We start from the raw sequence: 23,293 nt of genomic DNA on the forward strand, positions 1-23,293 counted from the left end.
TCTCTCGCTGCAGTTTTTCCTTCACCATCCGCCCAAGCTTTCTTGCACGCCTCGTTTGCGGCCGAACCAACATGGTTTCAACCGCAAACATATTATCTTTCATCACCAGGATGTTAGGTGGCGTTCCGCCCGACGGGCCCAACGCGATTCGCCGCTATCCGAGGATCAGGCCGGGGGACGGACATATTCCGCCCGTAGCGCTTGCGCGACGCGGTCGACTTCATCCGCCAGATGACGGAGTTCACGCTGGCATTGGGTCTGATCGGATAGGCCAAGCCGACGAAACTGACGGCAGATGGCGCACACCGCTTCGGCACCGATATTGGCCGCGGCACTGCTCAGGGCATGGGCTTCAGCCTGAAAAAGAACACTGTCGCCGGCACGGGCCGCGACCCGCAGCGAAAGCAGCAGCGCCTCGGCATCCGCGATGAATTCCTGGGCGAGTTCCGTCGTGAAGGCCAGGCCGCCCAGCTGTTCCAGCTCTTTGAGCACGCTGCGGCTTAAAGTCTGGGGCGCATGCTCAGCGGCCGGGGGCGCAAAGACCGCCTTCTCCTGGGGCGTATAGGGAGCGGCTACCCCGGTAAACTGGGCGATGATGTCGAGCAGGCGCCCGGCCTCGACCGGTTTGACGATGCAGAGATCCATGCCGGCCTCGGCGCAGCGCGTCGCCATTTCCGGCGTGGCATCAGCCGTCAAAGCCAGAATCGGCAAGTGGCGCTCGCCGATGGAGGCGAAGCGCTGCAGTTTGGTTGCCTCCAGGCCGTTCATCACGGGCATGTTCACGTCCATGAGGACAAGGGCGAAGTCCTCCCGTTCCAGGGCATCCAGCGCCTCTTCGCCATTGTTGACGATGACGAAGCTATGGCCGCCGCGCTCGAGAATTTTGGCGACCACGGACTGATTGATGCGGTTGTCGTCGGCGATCAGAATATGTTGCGGCTGCCCGCGTGGCCTGACCGCCGTCAGGACTGTCGTATCCGGGTCAATGCGGGCTGCGATCGCGCGAAGAACGGTGTCGATCTCGGCCTCGTTTGCCTCTGGCCCAAGGGTCGAAAGGCAAAAGCGGCGGAGATCGCGGCGAAAATCGTCGGGTCCAGGCTTGTCTGCGTTCAGCAGGATGATCGGCGGGATAGGGTCCCGGACGAGTTTCGGCAGGTCGCGAATGAATCGGCCGCAGCCGGGCAGGCTTGCCGTGTCCAGCAGCACCGCGTGATAACCGCGGCTCTGCGTCAGAGCCGCGGTCAAGGATGGAGCGTCATCTGGCGCGACCGCATGGTAGGTCAGCGCGGCGCCCCGCCTCTCGAATGTTGCCAGCAGATTGCTCGACGCGCCCCGGCTTGCGCTGAGCACCCCCAGACGCAGGGGCGGCATTGACGGTGCCGTCGGTTCCGCGAGACGAAGCGGCAATGACAGGCGAAATGTGCTTCCCCGGCCCAGAACGCTTTCGACGGTGATATCGCCGCCATGCAGCCGTGACAGGCTGCGCGCGATGGCAAGGCCCAGCCCGCTGCCGCCGAAACGATCAAGGATCGTGGCGTCTGCCTGGCTGAAACTGTCGAAAATGCGCTCGTGGGCTTCGGCCGCGATGCCAATGCCCGTATCGATGACCTCAAAAACGAGGGTGATCGTATCCTTGCTGCGGGACAGGACGCTGACCGCGATCAGCACGCCGCCGTATTCCGTGAATTTGACAGCATTGCTCGCCAAATTCCGAAGAATATCCATCACTTGGCGAGGGTCGCCGATAAGCTCGGTCGGTGTCGCGGCGTCCATATAGGTGGACAAGGTGATGGCCTTGGCCGCTGCCGGAACAGCGACGAGGCGCTCGATGTCGTACAAAAGCTTCGCAAGATCGAAGGCCTGATCCTGACCTGGGAGCTGGCCCGCCTCAATCCGGGAAAAATCGAGTATTCCGTCTATCAGGCTGAGGAGTGACCGTGCCGCGGCACCCGTTGTCCCCACCATCTCTGTCTGTTCGCGGTCCAGCCGGGTGCCGGACAACAGGTCGCTCATGCCGATAACGGCGTTGAGCGGCGTGCGCAGCTCATGGCTCACGCTCGCCAGAAACTGGCTCTTTGCCCGGCTTGCTTGCTCGGCTTGCTGTTTGGCGACCGACAGGCTGCGGATGAGCGAACCGGCATAGAGAGGGATGGCGACGAGCCCTACCAATAGGCCCGCAGACAGATAAAGATCTTGGCGCCAATAGGCTGTCGTCAGAATGCAAAGCGAAAAGCCGAAGGCCGCGCAGACCATGGCGGCACGCAAATAGGTCAGGCCAAAGCGAAAGCCGTAGCCAAGAACGGCCCAGAGATAGATGGGATAGAGTGGCGCGGCGATATGCCCGCCGATATGCAGACCGAAGGATAGCGTGCCTGTGTCTGCGGCGAGTTGCAGGATAATTCGCGCTTTGGACGGGCGGCTGCGAATCACCAGGTCCAAAAAAAAGATAACGCCAACAGCCGCATAGAAGCCGCTTGTCAGCAATGGCATGAGGGGAGCGTCGAGCACGCCATAAAGCCGGAGCGCAACAAGATAGAAAAAGACGCCGAAGCCGATCACCAGACGGTTGCTGATGATCTGGTGCTCGGTCCCGGTTCCTGCAATCAGACGGCGTCGGAGGGCCGCCGCGCCCAGACGAATGAGTGCGGCGGTCGACATCGGCGACCGGTCAGGCACGGCAGGCTGTGGCTGGTCGTGCTCCTCCGGTGCGATAGCCGGATCGGACGAACGATCGCTCCTGGAGTTACGTCTCAAGAATCTGGCCATATCGGGGCACTCAGACCGCGCGGGCTTTCCATGGTTTGGTGCCCTGGCGCGTTTTTTTTCCTAGCCAGTCTCGTGTCGCAGAGCAAACTAGTTCGGGTCGGCCGCAGGCCGACTGGAATGAGAGGCATAGAATGCCTCAAGCTCGGATGGCGGCAGGGCATGGGCGAAAAGATAGCCCTGCAGCTCATCGCAGCCCTCGTCCTGCAAGGCGGCGAGTTGCTCCGAGGTTTCAACGCCCTCGGCGATTACCCGCAGACCAAGGCTCTGACCAAGGCCGATAATGGCGCGAATAATGGCAAGGCCCTCGGGACGGGACGGAATGCTGTGTATGAAGCCCTGGTCGATTTTCAGTCCGTCCACATGGAGATGCTCGATATAGTCGAAGGATGCATAACCGGTTCCGAAATCGTCGATGCAGAAGGACACGCCCTGCTGCTGGAGCGCCATGATTTGCTGGCGGGCAGTCTCATGGTCGGCCAACAGCGTCGTTTCCGTGAGTTCGAGGTTGATCAGGCGAGGGGACACACCGGCCTGTGCGATCGCGGCGCGGACCAGGGCAGCCACGTCGTTACGTTCAAACAAGGACGCGGAAAGATTGATGCCGACACGAAGCGGCATGCCTTTGCTTTCCCATATGGCTGCCTGCCGGCAGGCCGCTTCGAGAACCCATAAGTTAATTTCTGTCATCAACCCGGCCTCTTCCGCCACAGGCAGAAAACTGTCCGGGTAAATCAGCGCCTGGCCCTCGGGTCTCCAGCGCAGAAGCGCTTCTACCCCCACGATCCGTCGCGTGCGCGCATCGACCTGTGGCTGATAATGCATCTCCAGCTCGTTGCGCATCAGTCCTGCCCGCAGGTCGATCTCAAGCTGCGCTGATTTGCGGACGGCTGATTGCAATGCGGGTTCAAAACGGCAGATGTAATTGCGACCAAGACACTTGGCCCTGTACATGGCGAGATCTGCATGCTGCATCAGGACACCTGGCGATGAACCATGCTGCGGAAACAGAGCTGTGCCTATGCTGACGCTCGTATGAATTGTATGTTCCGCAATAGTAAAGGGGGCGCTGAAACTCTTCAGAACCAGTTCGGCGAATGTCTGCGCCGCCTGGGATGCGCCATCGACCGCTAATCCAGTTTGCAAAATCGCAAATTCATCTCCGCCAAGACGCCCTAGGACATCAGTCGTACCCAGGCTGGCGGTCATCCTTTCCGCAACCGCTTGCAGCAGCGTGTCGCTATTGTCATGCCCAAAGGCATGGCTCACGCTTTTGAAACGATCAAGGCTCAAAAAATGTAATGCGAAGGTCGCCGTATCGCTGCTGCGATCGATCGCATCCTCCAGATTGAGCGTCATCGCGTGGCGATTAGGCAGCCGCGTCAGTCCATCGTGATGGGCAACAAAGTGCAGGTAATCCTCGGCGCGCTTGCGTTCGGTAATGTCCAGCGAGGTGGTCAGCACCCCGGTGATATCCTGGCTGATCGATTTGAGCGGCGTTTTGGTGGTCAGAAAGACCCGCCGAAGGCCGGCGGGATCGATGATCTCCTCCTCAAATGCAGGCAGTGGCCGGCCGGTCGACAAGACGCGAGCATCGAGATGTTGTGAACGGGCAGGAATCGTGGGGCTCGTTTGGCCGGCCTCTTGATCGCCGAAAATGGCGGTATGCTCGGCATTGGCAAAAATACAGGTCCCGCGCCGATCATAGGCGCTGATCATGGCGGGCACGGTGTCGATGACTTGGGCCAAGTGGTCCCGGCTATTGCGGAGCAGTTCCTGCCGTTCCTGTTCGGCCCCGGCAAGCTCCTCGGCCAAGGCATTGGCTCGAATGCGAATTGTCTTCTGGCGTGAGCCAATTTTCAAAAGATTGCGGGCGCGCGTGATGAATTCCTGATGATCGATCGGCGTCTGGACGAAATCGGTGGCACCCGCTTCCAGAGCTTCCAGACGAAACGCACGATCGTCATAGGCCGTGATGACGATGATCGGCACATCGATACCGTTCGGTAGCGACCGGATCTGCTGGGTGAAGGCAGCCCCGGTCATCTGCGGCATCTTGTAATCGGTGATGACAAGGTCGGGCATCTTACCATCGATGGCTCTCAATGCCGGATCGGGCGTCGAAAATGCTTCAACTTCAACATCATCGTCCAAGAAGCTGGCCAGCCGCGAAAAGATGCTGCGGTTGGTCGCGCGATCATCGACGATGACGACAAAAGCCATGTGATCCCCGATTTCCGTCGCTGGTCGCGGCCAGGATGGCCGAATGCTGAAACGGATCGTGATCCTATAGAGGTCGCGTCGATTATCCAAGCTGCCTGCCGGAAGGGAGTACCCCCTTGGGCATAGCTCTGAACAATTTGATCGAACTGCAGGAAACTTGCTGCCCCTCGCTGGCAAAACCGGCGAACAATAGATCGCCCGAGCAGGCTGGGATGGTCCCGGTCAACCGGGCAGCGTGCCCAGCACGTGCACTCTCAGGAGTTCATCATGACCTATGTCAACCCATCTCTTGGCCTTGTCACAGCCCCGTCAGAAATGTCGGCTTTCGCTGCTGCCGAGGCCCTCTCGGCGCTCACCGCCGGCTATTACCCAACGATCCAGCTGGAACTGGATTCCGCAGCCAAAGCTCTGTTTTGCTACATGCGCCCCGCCGGACGGCCCAGTTATACCCCTGAACTGCTGCGCGACATGAGCCGCATTCAAAGCAACATCAAGCTGGCGACGGCGGCCGGTGAGCCCTTCCGCTATATCGTCGTGGGGTCTCGCGTGCCGGGGACCTTCAATCTCGGCGGTGACCTCGATCTGTTCGGAGCAAAAATTCGCGCCGGAGACCGCGAGGCGCTTCGCGCCTATGCCCATGCCTGCGTGGACATCGTCTACAATAACGCTGTCGGCTATGATCAACGGGTGACGACGGTCGCACTGGTTCAGGGCACGGCCCTGGGCGGAGGGTTTGAAGCCGCTCTCTCCTGCCACCATATCGTGGCCGAGCGCAGCGCCACATTCGGCCTGCCAGAGGTTCTGTTTAACCTTTTCCCTGGCATGGGCGCTTACTCGCTGCTGTCCCGCCGGTTGGATGCGGTCAGGGCGGAGCGGATCATTCTGAGCGGCAAGATCTACTCGGCGGCTGAACTTTATGACATGGGGCTGGTCGATATGCTGGTCGAGGATGGCGAGGGAGAGGTGGCGGTTCGCGAATACCTCAGCCGTATCGACCGCCGCTTCAATGCGCATCAGGCTGTTCTCCAGGCTCGCCATCGCGTCCATGCCCTGACCCGTGCGGAGCTGACCGACGTGGTCGATCTCTGGGTCGCGGCTGCGATGAAGCTGGACGACGCCGACCTGCGCAGAATGGCCCGGCTCGTGCGGGCGCAGACACGTCGGCATGGCAGTGCCGCAGAGACGCGTCTTGCCGCCGAATGATAGCACAGCACCATAAAGGCAGTGCAGCTGCTAAGGCCGGGGCAAACTATGAGCCGTCCGGCCCTTGCCCTACACTGCTGCAGGATAGTCGGGAGATCAGTCGCCATGGTTCAAAATAAGGTAGTCTGCATGCCGGATGGCGCATCTTCCGGCGCGGTTTCAGGTCATCGGGAGTCTCTGCCGGCATGGAACCTGGCGGACCTCTACGATGGCGTCGATAGCGCCGCTCTCCGCAACAATCTTGCGGAGAGCCAAAGCCGCGCCGCCGCCTTTCGCGCGGCCTATGCGGGAAAGCTCGAAGAGCTTTCGGCCGCCGGTCTGGCCGAGGCTCTTGGGCAATATGAGGCGGTCGAGGAAACGCTGGGCCGCATCATGTCCTATGCCCAGCTTCTGTTCAGCGGTGACAGTTCGGACGCCCAGATCAGCCGCTTCTACCAGTCGATGAGCGAGAAGGTAACCGAGATTTCGACCGATCTGCTCTTCTTCACGCTCGAACTCAACTGCCTCGATGAGGCGGCTTTGGCTGTCAAAGTCGCGGACCCCGCGCTGAGCCCCTGGAAGTCCTGGCTGGATGATCTGCGCATCTTCAAGCCGCATCAGCTCTCCGATGAGATGGAGAAGCTGCTGCATGAGAAGGAGGTAACGGGTGCAAGCGCCTGGAGTCGCCTGTTCGATGAGACGATGGCAGGGCTGCGGGTTACCATTGATGACGAGACTGTCACCGTCAGCGATGCGCTGAACCGGCTTTCCGATCGTGACCGGGAGACGCGACAGGCGGCGGCCGGCGGCATCAGCGCGACCTTCGCCGACAATATCCGGCTCTTCTCTCTCATCACCAATACCTTGGCCAAGGACAAGGAGACGATCGACCGCTGGCGCCGTTATCCGGCACCCGCGAGCTATCGCAACCGCTCCAATATGGTGGAGGATGAGGTTGTCGAGGCGCTGGTCGCGGCGGTTGTCAGCAATTATGGCCGCCTCTCTCACCGCTACTATCGCCTCAAGGCTCAGTGGCTGGGTCTGCCCAAGCTGCAGCATTGGGACCGCAATGCGCCACTGCCCGCGGATAATGACCACAAGATCAGCTGGGCCGACGCCCGGTCGCGCGTCCTCTCGGCTTACGGTGCCTTCAGCCCGGTTTTGGCCGAGGTTGGGCAGAGGTTCTTCGACAATCCCTGGATTGATGCGGGGCTGCGTCCGGGCAAATCGGGGGGCGCTTTCGCCCATCCGACCGTGCCGTCGGCCCATCCCTATATCTTGCTGAACTATCACGGCCGCACCCGTGACGTGATGACCTTGGCACACGAACTCGGCCATGGCGTGCATCAGGTCCTGGCCGGACAGGCGCAAGGATACCTGCGCTCAGGCACACCCTTAACCTTGGCCGAAACCGCCAGCGTGTTCGGCGAGATGCTGACCTTCCGGGCCATTCTGGACGCGGAAAGCGATCCTGCCCGCCGCCGTATCATGCTGGCGGCAAAGGTCGAGGACATGCTGAACACTGTCGTCCGCCAGATTGCCTTCTATCAGTTTGAGACGAAGGTCCATGCCGAGCGCCGCAGCGGCGAGTTGCTGCCGGAGCGGCTCGGCGAAATCTGGATGAGCGTGCAGACCGAGAGCCTTGGCCCGGCTTTTGAATTCACCCCGGACTATGCAGCCTATTGGGCTTATATTCCGCATTTCATTCACTCGCCCTTTTATGTTTATGCCTATGCCTTCGGTGATTGCCTGGTGAACGCGCTGTATGCTGAGTTCGCGGCCGGACACCCGCGATTTCAGGAAAAATATCTCGACATGCTGCGTGCCGGCGGCACCAAGCGGCACAAGGAGTTGCTGGCACCCTTCGGCCTCAACGCGGCTGATCCGGCTTTCTGGACCCGTGGTCTGGACGTGATTGCGGGTTTCATTGATGAGCTAGAGGCGGCGGGCAATCCCGATGCCTCAAGCCACGGGGCATAAGGCGCATGGCCGACAAGGAACGTAGCGAAGCCACATTTTTCGGCAGCGTCAGGCGGTTCGCCCGTACCTCTGGCGCGGTGGGTGGCATCGCCGCCCGTGTTGCGGGGGAACGCGTCTTCGGTTTCAAGACCGATCGGGCCGCCCATGCCGAAGACCTGCGCCAGATCCTCGGCGGTCTGAAGGGCCCGCTGATGAAGGTCGCGCAAATCCTGACGACGATCCCGGACGCCTTGCCCCCCGAATATGCGGCCGAGCTATCCGAACTGCAGGCCAACGCCCCATCCATGGGCTGGCCCTTCGTTCGCCGCCGCATGGCAGGTGAATTGGGCCCTGACTGGCAGTCCCGCTTCACGAGTTTCAGCCAGGAGGCCGCGGCTGCGGCCAGTCTGGGTCAGGTCCACAAGGCTGTTCTACCGGACGGGCAGACGGTCGCTTGCAAGCTGCAATATCCAGATATGCCAAGCACGGTGGAAGCGGATCTTCGTCAGCTCAAAATCGCGATGGCCATCTATCATCGCATGGACAATGCCATTCAGCAGGACGAGGTCTACAAGGAACTCGCCGAGCGGTTGCGTGAGGAACTGGACTATCTGCGTGAGGCCGCGCAGATGCGGCTCTATCATGCGATGCTGGACAATGTCGCCGATGTTCATGTGCCGACGCCGATCACGGAGCTGACGACCGCGCGTCTGTTGACGATGACCTGGCTCGACGGCGGACCCTTGCAACGCTGGATCGACACGGACCCGCCGCTGGAAGCCCGCAACCGGGTGGCGGAGGCGCTGTTCCGAGCCTGGTATGTGCCATTTTACCGCTACGGCGTCATCCATGGCGATCCGCATCTGGGCAATTACCAGGTCCGGCCCGACGGCGCCGTCAATCTGCTGGATTTCGGCGCGATTCGTGTCTTTCCGCCGAGTTTCGTGCGCGGCGTGATCGATCTGTTTGAGGCCGTGCGCGACAATGACGACGAGAAAGCGGCCCAGGCTTATCGCAACTGGGGTTTCGCAGACATAAACCCGACCAAAGTGACGGTGCTGAACGGTTGGGCACGCTTCCTGTATGAGCCTTTGCTCGATGACCGCGTTCGCCGCATTCAGGAGAATGCCGATGGCCAATATGGCCGTGCAGTCGCCGAAGAGGTCCATGCGGGCCTGAAAAGCATCGGCGGCGTGCGTCCGCCGCGGGAATTCGTGCTGATGGACCGCTCTGCCGTCGGTTTGGGCAGTGTCTTCCTGCGCCTAAAGGCCGAACTGAACTGGAGCAGCCTCTACCGTGAGGTGACCGCCGATTTCGACATGGACGCGCTGGCTGAACGTCAGGCCCAGGCATTGGCCACTGCCGGTGTGCCGCCGACCAAGTGACGACGTATGCGGCGATAGGGGACGCCGTGGGCGTCCTCCCATCAGCCAGGCAATTGCCCGTACGAGGACGGGTTGGTAGGGAAGGGCTAGCGCCCGATACGTGGCGCAACCGGAGGACGTTATGCCCCTGCCAACTCGCCCACGCGCCAGTGTCTGGCGTGTTCTTCTGATCCTGCCCGTTATCGCCGTGCTCGCGGTCGGTTGTTTCAACCGGGTGGCGCCAAGCCTGTGGGGATTTCCGTTCTTCTACTGGTATCAGATGCTTTGGGTCATTCTGTGCTCGGTGATCGCCGCTTTCGTCTTTCTGGTTGAAGGACGCGCAGCTGACGCAGGAGACGACGTGTAATGGCGCCGCTCGCTCTACAGCCGGTGGCGCTGGCCGTTTTCCTGGCCCTCTTCCTGGCCGTCACCGTACTCGGGTTCCTGGGTGCCAAATGGCGCCGCGGGGATCTGGACACGCTCCATGAATGGGGCTTGGGCGGCCGCCGCTTTGGCACGCTCATTTCGTGGTTCTTGCTCGGCGGCGATCTTTACACAGCCTATACCTTTGTCGCCGTGCCGGCCTTGGTCTTCGGTGCGGGCGCGGTGGGCTTCTTCGCGGTCCCTTATACGATCATCATTTATCCGATCCTGTTTGTCGTTTTCCCCCGTCTCTGGCGAGTGTGCAAACGCCACGGCTATCTCACCGCGCCTGAATTTGTCCGTGGCCGGTTCGACAGCAGGCCGCTATCACTGGCCCTGGCTTTGACGGGCATTCTCGCGACAATGCCCTATATCGCGTTGCAACTGGTGGGCATGCAGGTCGTGCTTGCAGCTCTCGGCCTCGAGGGGACGGGCATCTGGTCCGACGTGCCCCTCTTCGTCGCGTTCATCGTGCTCGCAGCCTTCACCTATACCAGCGGTCTTCGCGCGCCCGCGATCATCGCCGTCGTGAAGGATCTCCTGATCTATGCGACCGTAATTGCCGCGGCGATCATCATTCCGATGCATTTCGGCGGCTGGGGCAAGATCTTTGCAGCGGTACCCGCCGCCAAGCTGACCCTGCCGGCGCCGGGACCCAACAGCCTTGGCAGCTATAGCGCATATGCGACACTCGCTTTGGGTTCCGCGCTCGCGCTCTTTCTCTATCCGCATTCCATGACGGGCATTCTTGCGGCCAGTAGCGGGCGGGTGATCAAGCGGAATGCGGCTCTGCTGCCTGCCTATTCGCTCGTGCTCGGTTTTTTGGCGCTGCTCGGTTTCATGGCGATCGCTTACGGCGTTGCAAAGAACCCGGCCTATGCCGCGGGCTTCGCACAGTACAAGGGCAATTTTGCCGTCCCTGCGCTGATTCTGACCGCCTTTCCGGGCTGGTTCGCGGGTATCGCCTTCGCGGCGATCGCCATCGGTGCATTGGTCCCGGCCTCGATCATGTCGATCGCCACGGCCAATATCTTTACGCGTGACATTTACAAGGCTTTTATCAAGCCTGCGGCCTCGGATGCCCAGGAGTCCCGCATCGCCAAGCTTGTATCCCTGCTGGTGAAGCTCGGCGCCCTGGCCTTTATCCTTGTCTTGCCGGCGACGACCGCAATCCAGTTCCAGCTTCTCGGTGGCATCTGGATTATCCAGACGCTGCCCGCGGTCTTTCTCGGCCTTTCACGGCTGAAACTGCGGCCTGGCGCCTTGCTGTCAGGTTGGGCCGTCGGCATGGTGATCGGCACTGCCATGGCTGCCTCAACCGCCTTCAAATCGGCGATCTTCCCATTGCATTTGCCAGGCGGCTTTCTGGCCCCCGGCTACGCCGCACTGTACGCGCTGGTCGCTAATCTGGTGATCAGTGTCGGGCTGTCCTGGATACTCAACAGCTTGCGCTCGCCGCAGGCGGCGGAGAATGATCCGGCGCTACGGTTTGAGTTCTGAGTTTCCAGGCCGCAGAACGATAGCGGGCGGATAAGGTACCTCATCCGCCCGTCGTGTCCTAGCCGCCGCTGCCAGCTCCGCCGCCACCGCTGCCCGCGCCGCCACCGGGGGAGGTCGGCGAGGCGCCGGTGCTATTCGTGCCCGGCACAGTGCCCGTCACCGGGTTGGTCGGTGCCGATGTTGCAGGGGAGTTGACCGGAGAGGTCGGGGCCGGTTCCTTCGCGGTTGTGCCCATATCCGCACAGCCCGCCAGCGCAAACAGCGCACCCGCCACAGGAATAGCCAAGGATAGTTTTCTGATCATCGTTGCCTCACCGTCGATTTTCTGGAATTTCCGAGATGAGGGCGGCGTGTGGGGAGTTCAACGGGATTTACGCCCACGATCGCGTGACGCCGTAGCCGGAGCAGCTTGCCATTGGCGGCGCGCTGGCGGAGAAGCAGGCCTATGACCCTGCCGACACTCATCAGCGCGATCGACGATATCTTCCCGGAAGCCGATGCGTTTTTGCTCGATCAATTCGGCACGCTGCATGATGGGGCGCGGCCATATCCCGGCGCGGTTGCGGCCATGAAACGCGCGCGCGCGGCCGGCAAGCGCGTTCTCATCCTGTCGAATTCTGGAAAACGTGCGGCGCCCAACCGGATAAGATTGGAAAAACTCGGCTTTCCGGGGGATAGCTACGATGGTTTCCTGACCTCGGGTGAGGTGGTCTGGCAGATGCTGGCTGAACGTCGGCTGCCAGCATTGCACAGCATCCGTCGTGTGCTCGTTCTGTCCCGTGGCCACGACAAGGATGCCTTGGCGGGGCTCGATCTGGAACGGACCGAGGATGCGTCGCAGGCCGATCTTATCCTCCTACTGGGGAGCGAGGCCGATCGTATCGGCCTGGATGCCTATCGCGCGCGGCTGAAATCATTGGCGGAACGCTGCGTTCTGTGTCTCTGCGGCAATCCTGACCGCCTGATGGTGCTGGGCGACGGCGCCGTGGCGCCCGCGCCGGGACAGATCGCGGAACTCTATGCGGCAATGGGCGGACCGGTCGCCTGGATCGGTAAGCCCTATCTGGCACTCTATGAGGCCGCATTTACGGAATTGCGCCGCATCGCCGGATGCGACGTCCGACGAGACCGAATCTGGGCCGTGGGGGACAGCCTGGAACATGACATAGCAGGCGCGGCGGCCCAAGGGTGCCGGTCTATTCTGGTCACGACGGGCATTCTGGCCGGCGTCACGGCTGACGATCTGGGCGGCGCGATACAGCGCTCGGCAATACAGCCGGATGTCATCTTGCCAACCTTTGCGTGAGCGCTGCGAGCCTGTCGGTCCTCGGGTCGTGAGGAGCCTCCGGCTCTCGGCCGCCACCGCCCACCTATCCCAGATAGTGTGGCCGGCGAAACGCAGCCTGCATTCCTCTCCGCTTGCTTAAATCAAAACGAAATCGTATTGATACGAGATCGTTAACAAAGCCTTGCGGAGGCGGCATGTCGCCCGATGCGCTCGACTCTGTACGACTTCTATCGGCGGGCCATGAGGTGCCGCTCTCGGTCCCCCTGCCATCCGGCGCAGGCGGTGCGGCAGCGCTGCGTGAACTGTCTTTGCAGCGCGAGGTCGCGCGCCTGAGCGCCGAGCGGAGCAGTCTGCGCGCGACCCTCGCAACCCATGGATTGGTGACGGGCGGCGGCAGAACGGTCGTGACCCCGCTTCATGAGCAAGTTTACGCCGCGCGCCTCGCCGCGAAAGACAAGCTCATCAGCGATATCTATCGCTCAACCTCCTGGCGCGTGACTGCGCCTCTCAGATGGATGATCAGCTGGCTGCGGCGCCGGCCGCTGACCAATGATGCAGCCGCAATGGGTGCCACGGATGGTATTCCATTTGCTATATCATCCGATCTCTCCGCCTTTCCTGGCTTCGATCGCATAACCCGTAACCTTCCTGAGAAGGGCAGCCAGGGCAGCATATTGATCGTGGCTGACCATCTGCCGCTTTTCGATCAGCAGAGTGGCGGATTGCGCCTCAGGACTTTGATCGGTCTCGTCGCGGCTCTTGGCTGGACGATTATCTTTGGCTCGCACTGGTCTGAATCCGGTCCGGGCGTTCTTGCCACCGCAGAGGGGAGGGCAAAATATGAGCAGGCGCTGCGGGACGTCGGTGTCACCAGCTTCGCCTATGGAATGGATGGCATCCGCGCATGCCTGCAACAGTCGGGTGGCTCCATTCGCTTTGCCATGGTCAGCTTCCCAACGGTGGCTTCAGACGTCATCCCGCTGGTCCGTACCTATTGTCCTTGGGCGCGGGTGGTCTTCGATACGGTAGATCTCCATTTTCTCCGTGTGGGTCGTGAAGCGGACCTGCATGGCAATCCTCATCTCCGCGAAGAAGCGAGCCGTCTGCGCAAGATGGAGCTTGCCTGCCTTGCCATGGCGGATGTGACCCTTGCCATCAGTGAAGCGGAACGTGCCGTCCTGCTCGACCTGATGCCGCAGGCGGTCGTCGAAATCATGCCTAATATCTTTGTCAGCCCGCACCGTTTGCCGCCAGGGCCGGAGGCACGCAGTGGTCTGCTGTTCGTGGGTGGCTTTTGGCATAAGCCCAACACGGATGCGGTGCTCTGGTTCGTCCGCGACATATGGCCAATTTTGCGCAGGCAAAACCCTGGCCTTCGTTTCTGCATTGCGGGCTCTAATCCAAGCGACCCGGTACGCGAGCTTGATGGCCGCGACGGTATCGAAGTGTTGGGTTTTGTGCCTGATCTGACGCCGTTTTTCGATCGCGCGCGGGTCTTCGTCGCGCCCTTGCGGTTCGGGGCCGGGATGAAGGGCAAGGTCGGTCAAAGCATGATGTCCGGCCTGCCGGTGGTGGCGACAGCGATCGGTGCGGAGGGTTTGGGTGCGGAGGATGGGGAGCATCTTCTCGTCGCAGAGACCCCTGCGGCCTTTGCCGCTCAGGTCATGACGCTGCTGGACGACGATGCCGCCTGGACGCGGATGCAGGCAGAGGCGCGGGCGTTGGTCGAGGCCACCTTGTCGGAAGCGGCGGTCGCCCCCCGTGTCGCGGCGCTCTTTCATGTCTGAGGTTCTGGTCGTCGGTGTCTATCTTGCCGCCCGGGCCCATTCCGCCAACCATATTCTCTATGAACTCCTGACCAGCAGACGCCACACGGTCACCCTGCGCTGGGCGGCCCTTGCCATCGGGGGTGAGGGGGCCTGCGACGTGCCCTGTACGGTCATGGTCGAGACCAAGCCGCTCCTGAAATTCATCCTGATCGATCGTCTGCTGGCGGATGTCGGAAGTTTCGACTGGCTGATCATCACCGATGATGACATCGAGCTGCCACCAGGATTTCTCGACAGCTTTTTGGCGCTGGCCGAGCGCTACGATCTGGCCTTGTGCCAGCCTGCCCGGACAGTGGACAGCTATGTCGACCACGGCATTGTCATGCAGATGCCGGGTCTGGCCGGGCGGCGCACGCGTTTCGTAGAAATCGGTCCGCTGACGGCCATCCGGCGGGATGCAATGCCGCTTCTGCTGCCCTTTGGGCCGGATGCCGGCATGGGCTGGGGACTAGACTTCGTTTGGCCTGTAGCCGTGGAAGCAGCTGGTCTGCGCATGGGAATTGTCGATGCAACTCCCATCGCGCATCGTCTCCGCCCGCCTGTGACCGGCTATAGTCATGAGGAGGCCGCCCGTGCCTATTGTATCTGCCTGGCCTCGCACCCGCATCTGCCGCCTGACCGCGCCTTGAGCGTCCTTGAAGCCTATGTATGACGCTCCTGAAATCTCGGTTATCCTCACTACTCATAACCGCGCGGGTCTGCTTGCGCGGGCGTTGGCAGGGTTCGCACGTCAAACGCTGGCGCAGACGCGGTTTGAGATTGTGGCAGTCGATGATGGATCGTCAGATCAGACGCCACTTGTTCTGGAACGCTACCGTGACCAGCTGCCGCTCCGTGTGTTCTGCCAGGCCGCATCCGGTCTCGCGGCAGCCAAGAATTTAGGCGTCTTCGCCAGTCGGGCGCCGATCATCGTTTTCGCGGATGATGATGACGTGCCGGACCCCGATTATTTGGTGGCCCATCTGGCCGCTCATCTCCGTCATCGTGACATCAATGTCGCAGTCCTGGCCAGGAGCGAGCTTGATCCCGCCATCGCCGTTTCACCCCTGATGCGCCATGTGACCGGGCCGAAGGGGCAGCTTTTCAGCCATGATTGGATGGCCCCCGGACAGATCCTGAGTTTTCGTGAATTTTGGGGTGGCCGCTCCTCCTGCAAACGGGCGCTATTGACCGAAGTCGGGGTTTTCAATCCGGCGTTCCGTTTCGGGTGCGAGGACATCGAACTTGCATGGCGCCTCCAGGTGGCCCGCGGCATCGCGGTCGTATTTGAGCCGCAGGCGCGAACGCGCATGATCCGTGCTGTCAGCTTCGATGAATTCTGCATGCGCTCCATCCGCCAGGGGCGGTCGCAATGGCTGTTCGCGCAGCTCCATGATCATCCGCTGATTCGCGCCTACTCCGAGATTGATCAGGCGCTCGGTGCCTGGAGGCGTTATTGGTCCGATTTCACTGCTATCCTGCGCTGGGCCCGTCGCCTGGATGAGATGATGCAGGAGCGGCAGTCGGTGGATCGGCCCATATTGCCGGAGACGTATGCGGAACTCGATGCGGCCTATCGCTTCGCGTTTCAGCTCTGTCGCGCCAAAGGCGTCGTGGACGCTGGCAGTCTGCCGCCGATCTTGCGCCGGCCCGAAAACTTCGATCCCGGCCGCATGAGCTTTTTGGCGATCCACCAGGCGCCTGTGCCCCTCAGTGCCTGAAAGCAGTGGCCAGCGCAGCATCCAAGGGCAGTGGCAGATCCGCCGCGAGGGCGGCCGGGTCAAAAGGCTGCCAGCCGCTCCCTGGCTTGTTGAGCAGTAGACTGCGGATTTGCGGGCCAGATGCTAGCCACAGGCTCATCAGCGGGGACGTCCAAGGCCATGTGCAGCGTTGCAAGGCGATCGGCGGCGACACAGGAAAGTCGATCTTGCCATCGGCTTGGCGCAATTCGACTTGCATAGCCTCCCGATACCGCATCCAATCCAGATCGGCGCGACAATTGCCGATCACAAGTGAGACGGCGAGCCCGCCGGCGACGAGCGTGGCGGGCCGCGCGATCTCGTTCGCCGGCCAGCCGAAATGCCGCGTCGTCAGGAAAAGACCGAGGGCCGCCGCCGCGATTAGGCAGGCATTGCCGCGAGCGGCAAAGGCGCTGGCGGGGTTTGCGGGCAACATCCATGATGCAATTGCCAGGAGTGTGAACAGCATAACTATGGCGGGGCGCAGCCCGGTCTGGCGGCGCGGCGGCAGGCCTCCCAGCGGCAGCATCAGAAGGGCCGCTAGGCCGGCAATCGCCGGCATATTCGCGCCGTCCACGGTCCATAGCCAGCGCAGGCCGGTAAGGTCGGTCACAAAGCTGGCCCGATTGCCGGGCATCCGCGGATGCAGAAGATCAAATCCCGCCTGCAGGCTGCCGACCGTAATGAGCAATGCGGCAAGGACCAAAACGCAGCTGCAACACCCGCGCGCTTCGCGCATCCGCAGCAGGCAGGCCAAGACCACAAGCGGCCCCAGGAACACCATCGCCTCGTGCAGCCGCAGGCAACCCAAAGCAAGCAGCAGGATCAGGCCAAGCCGGGCCGGCGACAGCGGCGCTGCCGTCACGAGCAGGAAGAGCAGGGCGCAGTAGGCGGCAGCACAGGGTCCGTCAGCGACGCTGGCGAAGGCCGCACTCATGCCGCCGGTCAGAAAAACGAATAGCGGGACAAGGGCGTGCCGCTGCTGCGGCGGCGGCAGGATGAACAGAGAACATGCTGTCAGCAGCAAGGGCATGAGATTGGTGGAAAGGCTGAAGAGCAGGGCGACAGCGCGGGGACTGGACATGCCGAATCGCATGGCGAGTACCACGGGCGCTTGCATCAGGACCTGGGCGGTCAGGCGGGAAGGTTCGACGATGACGAAGCTTTGGGCCAGCCACAGTTGCGCCGCGTAGTAGCTGCCATCGGCATAGAGGCCGCGGAGCGACAGCCCCGCCCAGGTCTGGGTCAGGGCCAGCAGGCCAAGCGTAACATACAGAAAGGGTGAGAGGCCGTCGTTGCCGATAATGGCAAACTCACGCTTCACAGAGACTGCCGCGCCACCATCCATATCGATACGATAAAGGAATGGATGATGGCGCGCCAGCAAAAGCGTGGAGACAGAGTCCGTCCGGCTTTAGCCGTCAGTAGACGCTGGGCACATACATCTCGCTCGGCACGGGATCGCGGATATAGTCCGGGTTGCGGACACGCTCAGGCAATACGATCGGTTGATGTTCCACTTCGCCATAGGGGATCTGGCTCAGCAGGTGGTGGATGCAGTTCAGGCGCGCGCGCTTCTTGTCCACGGCCTCCACCACCCACCATGGCGCTTCCGGGATATGCGTATGCTCCAGCATCGCTTCCTTGGCTTTGGTGTACTGCTCCCAACGGCGGCGGGACTCGAGATCCATCGGGCTCAGCTTCCACTGCTTGATGGGATCGTTGATGCGCATCTGGAAGCGCCTGTGCTGCTCGTCATCGGTGATCGAGAACCAGTATTTGATCAGGACGATGCCCGATCGGACTAGCATGCGCTCGAATTCTGGCACGTCCCTGAAGAAGGCGTCGACATCGGCATCGTCGCAGAAGCCCATCACCCGCTCGACGCCGGCGCGATTGTACCAGCTGCGGTCAAACAGCACGATTTCGCCGCCGGCCGGCAGGTGGGAGACATAGCGCTGGAAATACCACTGCGTGCGCTCGCGCTCATTGGGCGCGGGCAAGGCGGCGACGCGGCAAACGCGCGGGTTTAGGCGCTGGGTGATGCGCTTGATCGCGCCGCCCTTGCCGGCGGCATCACGCCCCTCGAACAGCACGACGACCTTCAGCTTATTGGTCTGCACCCAGTCCTGCAGCTTCACCAGCTCGGATTGCAGGCGGAACAGCTCCCGGAAATAGAACGGACGATTGATGGCGGTGCCGTTGCTCTCTGCCCCGCCATCGCGCACCAGGCGGTCCAGACGGTCATCGTCCAGCTCCATTTCCAGCTCCTCGTCGAAGCTGTCCAGAAATTCGGCGCGCACGCTCTCCAGAATAGCCTTGTGGTCGACGTCATCCATGCTCACAGCACTCTCACCTTAACGAGGCCAATATCCCCAAACGGCGGGCAGCATAATTGCTGGATCGAAGCTGAAAAATGACGATCAGGCGGCAAATGAAAACGGCCACCAGTCCGAAAGGGCTGGTGGCCGTTGCATATCACCCGTTCGGATGAGAAGGCTTAGTTCTTAGCTTTATCGACGAGGCGGTTCTTGGAGATCCACGGCATCATGCCGCGCAGCTTCTCGCCCACTTCCTCGATCTGGTGTTCGGCCAGACGGCGACGGGTCGCCTTGAAGCTCGACTGATTGACCTTGTTCTCCAGCATCCAGTCGCGCGCGAAGCGGCCGGACTGGATATCGGCCAGAACACGCTTCATCTCGGCCTTGGTCTCGGCAGTGATGATGCGCGGGCCGGTGACGTATTCGCCATATTCGGCCGTGTTGCTGATCGAGTAGTTCATATTGGCGATGCCGCCCTCGTAGATGAGGTCGACGATCAGCTTCACTTCATGCAAGCACTCGAAATAGGCCATCTCCGGGGCGTAGCCGGCTTCGACCAGCGTCTCGAACCCAGCCTTGATCAGCTCGACCAGACCGCCGCAGAGTACGACCTGCTCACCGAAGAGATCGGTCTCGCATTCTTCCTTAAAGGTCGTCTCGATGATGCCGGCGCGGCCGCCGCCAACGGCGCTGGCATAGGAGAGGGCGATATCCATGGCATTGCCGGACTTGTCCTGCGCCACGGCCACAAGGCAGGGCACGCCGCCGCCCTTCTGGTATTCGCCGCGCACGGTATGGCCGGGGCCCTTCGGCGCAATCATGAACACGTCGATATCGGCGCGGGGATCGAGCAGGTTGAAATGCACGTTCAGGCCATGGGCGAAGGCGAGGGCGGCGCCCTCCTTCATATTGGCGTGCAGCTTCTCACGATAGAGATCGCCCTGGCCTTCATCCGGGGTCAGCACCATCACGACATCGGCCCATTTCGCCGCATCCGTTGGGTCCATGACCGTGAAGCCCGCGGCTTCGGCCTTGGCGACGCCGGTTGAACCGGCGCGAAGGCCGATCGCCATCTCGCGCACGCCGCTATCCTTAAGGTTCAGCGCATGGGCATGGCCCTGGCTGCCGAAACCGATGATCGCGACCTTCTTGCCCTTGATCAGGTTCACATCGGCGTCGCGATCGTAATAGACTCGCATCTTCACTCGTCTCCTATTGAAAACAGTCTCGTCCGCGGCCCTCGGGCCACCGTCGTCGTCTTAGCCAATCGTCCGGGTGCCGCGCGCGATGGCCGCGACCCCGCTGCGGGAAATCTCGGTCGTCCCCAGCGGTCGCATCAGATCGATGAAGGCATCGATCTTTTCGCTGGCCCCCGTCAGCTCGAAAACGAAGCTTTCGATCGTCGTATCGACGATCTTCGCCCGGAACGCATCGGCAATCCGCAGTGCCTCCACGCGCGGTTCGCCGCGCGCGATGACCTTGATCAGCCCCAGCTCGCGGGCGACATGCGGCCCGTCCGCGCTCAGATCGGCGATCTGATGGATCGGCACCAGGCGGCCGAGCTGGGCCTTGATCTGCTCGATCACCAGATCGGTGCCACGCGTTACCACCGTGATACGGCTGCGGGACAGGTCCGCGTCCACCGGCGCCACCGTCAGGCTGTCGATATTATAGCCCCGGCCTGAAAAAAGACCGATGACGCGTGCCAGCACACCCGCCTCATTGTCCACCAGCACAGAAATGGTCGCGCTGCGCTGACCGTTCGTCGTGTCACTCATTACACAAGCACCATGCCGGCATTGGTCACTTCCGCATTGTCGCGATGCTTGTCCGGTCCCAACAGCATCTCGTTATGTGCGGCGCCGGATGGGATCATCGGATAGACATTTTCACCCTGATCGACCGCAATGTCGGCGATCACCGCGCGGTCGCATTTCAGCATGTCGAGGATGACGCGGTCGAGGTCGTCGATCGTCGTCGCGCGCATGCCCACGGCATGAAAACTCTCAGCCAGCTTCACGAAGTCCGGCAGCGCCTCGCTATAGCTTTCCGAATAGCGGCTACCGTGCAGCAACTCCTGCCACTGGCGCACCATGCCCATATACTGGTTGTTCAGGATGAAGACCTTCACCGGCAAGCGATACTGCGCCAGCGTTCCCATCTCCTGGATATTCATCAGGATGGAGGCTTCGCCCGCGATGTCGATGACCAGGGCGTCCGGCTTCGCTACCTGAACCCCCATGGCGGCGGGCAGGCCATAGCCCATCGTCCCAAGTCCGCCGCTGGTCATCCAGTGGTTCGGACGCTCGAACCCGAAATGCTGGGCCGCCCACATCTGATGCTGGCCCACTTCGGTGGTGATGTACGTATCGCGCCCGCTCTGTTGCGTCAGCTCAAACAGGCGACGGATCGCATGCTGGGGCTTGATGATCGAGCCCGGAGCTTCCGGCTGCACATAGGCCAGGCTGCGCTTTTCGCGCCAGCTGTCGATTTGGCGCCACCAGGCGGTGATGGCGACGCGATCCGGCTGGGCGTCAAGGCTGCGGATGCGCTCCAGCAGGGCGCGCAGGATGAGGCCGGCATCGCCCAGGATCGGCACATCGACCGTCACGACCTTATTGATGTTGGAGGCGTCGATATCGGCGTGGATCTTTTTGGAATTCGGGCTGAAGGCATTCAGCCGCCCGGTCACGCGGTCGTCGAAGCGCGCACCGATATTGATCATCACGTCGCAGTCATGCATCGCCATATTGGCTTCATAGGTGCCGTGCATACCCAGCATGCCGAGGAAATGTGGGTCGCTGGCCGGCAGCGCGCCCAGGCCCATCAGCGTATTGGTGCAGGGAATGCCCGTTTCCGCCACCAACTCGCGCAGCAAGGCAGAGGCTTCCGGCCCCGCATTGATGATGCCGCCGCCGGTATAGAGGATCGGACGCCGCGCGTTCTGAATCAGCGCCACGGCCTTGTCGATCTGTGCGATATCCGGCTCGGTCTTCGGCCGGTAGCTGCGATGCGGCGCCTTCGTCGCTTCCACATAGGGCGCCGGCTTGATCAGGATATCCTTGGGCAGGTCGATCACCACCGGGCCGGGACGGCCGCTGCGGGCGACATAGAAGGCCTCATGCACCACGCGGGCGAGGTCTTCTGAGCGCTTCACCAGATAGTTGTGCTTGGTCGCAGGCCGCGTGATGCCGACCGTATCGGCTTCCTGGAAGGCGTCATTGCCGATCAGATGCGTCGGCACCTGGCCGGTCAGGCAGACCAGCGGGATGGAATCCATCAGCGCATCGACCAGGCCGGTCACGGCATTTGTGGCGCCGGGCCCGCTCGTCACCAGCACGCAGCCGACGCGGCCGGTGCTGCGCGCATAGCCTTCGGCTGCATGCACGGCTGCCTGCTCATGGCGGACCAGAATATGGCGAATGGCATTCTGCTGGAACAGCGCATCGTAAATCGGCAAGACTGCGCCGCCCGGATAGCCGAAAATAACCTCCACGCCCTGCTCCTTAAGCGCGCGGAGCAGCACCTGGGCGCCCGCGGCAGGAGTTTCGGCGTGGTTCATTTCGGCATTCATGGCGGTTCCCCGACTGCAGCCTGATTGCTGGGAGCCGGTAATGAACCTGAGGGCCTCGTCGCGTCAACCAACTTCGCGAATAAAACGAGTCAGATCAGCTATTCCGCTTTCCGAAAGTTGCGCAAGATCGGCGATTGGCGCATGGATCGTATGCATATGGCCGTCATCGGCTAATTCATGGTGTCGGAACCAGGTCGTCTGGCGCTTGATATAGTGATGCGTGTTGGTCACGGCCTGGTTGCGGGCGGCGTCCAATGTCATCTCGCCCCGCGAATGGGCGGCAAGCTCGGGCACGCCATGGGCACGCATGGCGGGCAGCGCCGGGTCCAGGCCTTGCTCTGAAAGTGCGCGCACCTCGTCCTGGGCGCCGGCCGCCAGCATGGCATCGAAGCGGCGGGCGGCAATGGCGTGCAACTCGGCCCGCGGCGGGTCCAGATGGATGGCACGGAAGCGCCAGGGCGGGGGCGGCAGCGTCACATGGCTGCGCCAGGAGGCGAGGCCACGGCCGGTACTGAGCAGGACCTCATAGGCGCGTGCAATGCGCTGGCTGTCGCTCGGCCGGATCTGGGCAGCCGTCTCAGCGTCCCGCGTCGCAAGTTCGCTGTGAAGGGCCTGCGGCCCGAGTATCGCCAAGGCCGCGCGCGCTTCCGCGCGTGCATCCGGGTCGATCGGCGGAATTTCGGACAGGCCATTGCGCAGGGCTGAGAAATACAGCCCGGTACCGCCACACAGGATGGGCAGCAGGCCGCGCCGGTGGGCTTCCGCCATCTCACCCAATGCCGCTTCTCGCCACCAGGCGACATTGCCCGGCTCGGCCGCCGGGCGCACGCCATACAGCGCATGAGGCACACGGGCTTCGTCGTCCAGGCTGGGGCGGGCTGTCAGAACACGCAGCTCGCGATAGATCTGCATCGAGTCGGCGTTGATGACGACGCCGCCGAGACGGTCGGCCATCATCATCGCCAGAGCGGATTTGCCGCTGCAGGTGGGTCCCGCCACAAACAGGGCAAGGGGAAGCCGCGCAGTCGGTGTCTGAGACTCAGCGTAGTCGAGCGACGTCACCGCCGTGCTGCTCGGCATGTGAGAAGAATTCTCCCATTCCCGCAACAGAGCTTGCGTGATCTTCGGAGCCCGGTCAGTTTGCGCGCG

At 62.0% G+C, this 23,293-nt stretch carries 18 protein-coding genes; 9 read left to right on the forward strand and 9 right to left on the reverse strand.

Annotation, left to right across the window (positions count from 1 at the left end; genetic code table 11):
• Positions 1–165: 165 nt before the first annotated feature.
• Both AC3G7M_RS08080 and AC3G7M_RS08085 read right to left on the reverse strand, forming a co-directional pair.
• Positions 166–2,658 (reverse strand): sensor histidine kinase, encoded by a 2,493-nt coding sequence (locus tag AC3G7M_RS08080; protein WP_489215469.1) that lies wholly within the window; start codon positions 2,656–2,658, stop codon positions 166–168.
• A 195-nt stretch (positions 2,659–2,853) separates the two neighbouring features.
• Entirely contained in the window at positions 2,854–4,986 is a 2,133-nt protein-coding gene (locus AC3G7M_RS08085; RefSeq protein WP_489215471.1) for a GGDEF/EAL domain-containing response regulator, read from the reverse strand.
• A gap of 267 nt (positions 4,987–5,253) precedes the next feature.
• Between AC3G7M_RS08085 and AC3G7M_RS08090 the strand changes: the two genes are divergently transcribed.
• From AC3G7M_RS08090 to mctP, 5 genes are all read left to right on the forward strand, one after another.
• The gene (locus AC3G7M_RS08090) at positions 5,254–6,189 is read left to right on the forward strand and encodes a crotonase/enoyl-CoA hydratase family protein (protein WP_489215473.1); all 936 of its coding nucleotides are present in this window, start codon (positions 5,254–5,256) and stop codon (positions 6,187–6,189) included.
• A gap of 129 nt (positions 6,190–6,318) precedes the next feature.
• The gene (locus AC3G7M_RS08095) at positions 6,319–8,148 is read left to right on the forward strand and encodes a M3 family oligoendopeptidase (protein ID WP_489215475.1); all 1,830 of its coding nucleotides are present in this window, start codon (positions 6,319–6,321) and stop codon (positions 8,146–8,148) included.
• Positions 8,149–8,153: 5 nt separating this feature from the next.
• Complete coding sequence (locus AC3G7M_RS08100) at positions 8,154–9,512, forward strand: ABC1 kinase family protein (RefSeq protein WP_489215477.1); 1,359 nt, start codon at positions 8,154–8,156, stop codon at positions 9,510–9,512.
• Positions 9,513–9,633: 121 nt separating this feature from the next.
• Complete coding sequence (locus AC3G7M_RS08105; protein ID WP_489215479.1) at positions 9,634–9,858, forward strand: DUF3311 domain-containing protein; 225 nt, start codon at positions 9,634–9,636, stop codon at positions 9,856–9,858.
• Positions 9,858–11,414 (forward strand): monocarboxylate uptake permease MctP, encoded by a 1,557-nt coding sequence (gene mctP, locus AC3G7M_RS08110; RefSeq protein WP_489215481.1) that lies wholly within the window; start codon positions 9,858–9,860, stop codon positions 11,412–11,414. The genes AC3G7M_RS08105 and mctP overlap by 1 nt, the downstream gene beginning before the upstream one ends.
• Before the next feature lie 58 nt (positions 11,415–11,472).
• Here mctP and AC3G7M_RS08115 read toward each other — a convergent pair whose 3' ends face one another.
• Positions 11,473–11,718, reverse strand: coding sequence for a hypothetical protein (locus tag AC3G7M_RS08115; protein ID WP_489215482.1), 246 nt, complete (start codon positions 11,716–11,718; stop codon positions 11,473–11,475).
• A 141-nt stretch (positions 11,719–11,859) separates the two neighbouring features.
• On the opposite strand from AC3G7M_RS08115, the gene AC3G7M_RS08120 reads away from it, so the two are divergent.
• The 4 genes from AC3G7M_RS08120 (at position 11,860) to AC3G7M_RS08135 (ending at position 16,231) form a co-directional block, all read left to right on the forward strand.
• Positions 11,860–12,720: a TIGR01459 family HAD-type hydrolase gene (locus AC3G7M_RS08120; protein ID WP_489215484.1), complete on the forward strand. Its 861-nt coding sequence runs from the start codon at positions 11,860–11,862 to the stop codon at positions 12,718–12,720.
• A 176-nt stretch (positions 12,721–12,896) separates the two neighbouring features.
• Positions 12,897–14,489: a glycosyltransferase gene (locus tag AC3G7M_RS08125; RefSeq protein WP_489215486.1), complete on the forward strand. Its 1,593-nt coding sequence runs from the start codon at positions 12,897–12,899 to the stop codon at positions 14,487–14,489.
• Entirely contained in the window at positions 14,482–15,183 is a 702-nt protein-coding gene (locus tag AC3G7M_RS08130; RefSeq protein ID WP_489215487.1) for a hypothetical protein, read from the forward strand. The genes AC3G7M_RS08125 and AC3G7M_RS08130 overlap by 8 nt, the downstream gene beginning before the upstream one ends.
• Positions 15,176–16,231 (forward strand): glycosyltransferase family 2 protein, encoded by a 1,056-nt coding sequence (locus AC3G7M_RS08135; RefSeq protein ID WP_489215489.1) that lies wholly within the window; start codon positions 15,176–15,178, stop codon positions 16,229–16,231. Before AC3G7M_RS08130 ends, AC3G7M_RS08135 begins: the two co-directional genes overlap by 8 nt.
• Here the strand turns inward: AC3G7M_RS08135 and AC3G7M_RS08140 are convergent.
• From AC3G7M_RS08140 to miaA, 6 genes are all read right to left on the reverse strand, one after another.
• Positions 16,221–17,573, reverse strand: a complete 1,353-nt coding sequence (locus AC3G7M_RS08140; RefSeq protein WP_489215491.1) for a hypothetical protein — start codon at positions 17,571–17,573, stop codon at positions 16,221–16,223. The two genes, AC3G7M_RS08135 and AC3G7M_RS08140, sit on opposite strands and share 11 nt — an antisense overlap.
• 97 nt (positions 17,574–17,670) lie before the next feature.
• On the reverse strand, positions 17,671–18,588 hold the full coding sequence (gene ppk2, locus AC3G7M_RS08145) for a polyphosphate kinase 2 (RefSeq protein WP_489216005.1): 918 nt from the start codon (positions 18,586–18,588) through the stop codon (positions 17,671–17,673).
• 161 nt (positions 18,589–18,749) lie between these two features.
• Positions 18,750–19,769, reverse strand: coding sequence for a ketol-acid reductoisomerase (gene ilvC, locus AC3G7M_RS08150; RefSeq protein WP_489216007.1), 1,020 nt, complete (start codon positions 19,767–19,769; stop codon positions 18,750–18,752).
• 60 nt (positions 19,770–19,829) lie between these two features.
• A complete protein-coding gene (ilvN, locus tag AC3G7M_RS08155) occupies positions 19,830–20,348 on the reverse strand; it encodes an acetolactate synthase small subunit (protein WP_489215492.1) in 519 nt (172 codons plus the stop codon).
• The gene (locus AC3G7M_RS08160; RefSeq protein ID WP_489215494.1) at positions 20,348–22,144 is read right to left on the reverse strand and encodes an acetolactate synthase 3 large subunit; all 1,797 of its coding nucleotides are present in this window, start codon (positions 22,142–22,144) and stop codon (positions 20,348–20,350) included. Before AC3G7M_RS08160 ends, ilvN begins: the two co-directional genes overlap by 1 nt.
• 63 nt (positions 22,145–22,207) lie before the next feature.
• The gene (miaA, locus tag AC3G7M_RS08165) at positions 22,208–23,224 is read right to left on the reverse strand and encodes a tRNA (adenosine(37)-N6)-dimethylallyltransferase MiaA (protein WP_489215496.1); all 1,017 of its coding nucleotides are present in this window, start codon (positions 23,222–23,224) and stop codon (positions 22,208–22,210) included.
• Positions 23,225–23,293: the final 69 nt, after the last annotated feature.

The organism is Acidisoma sibiricum, from assembly GCF_057837225.1.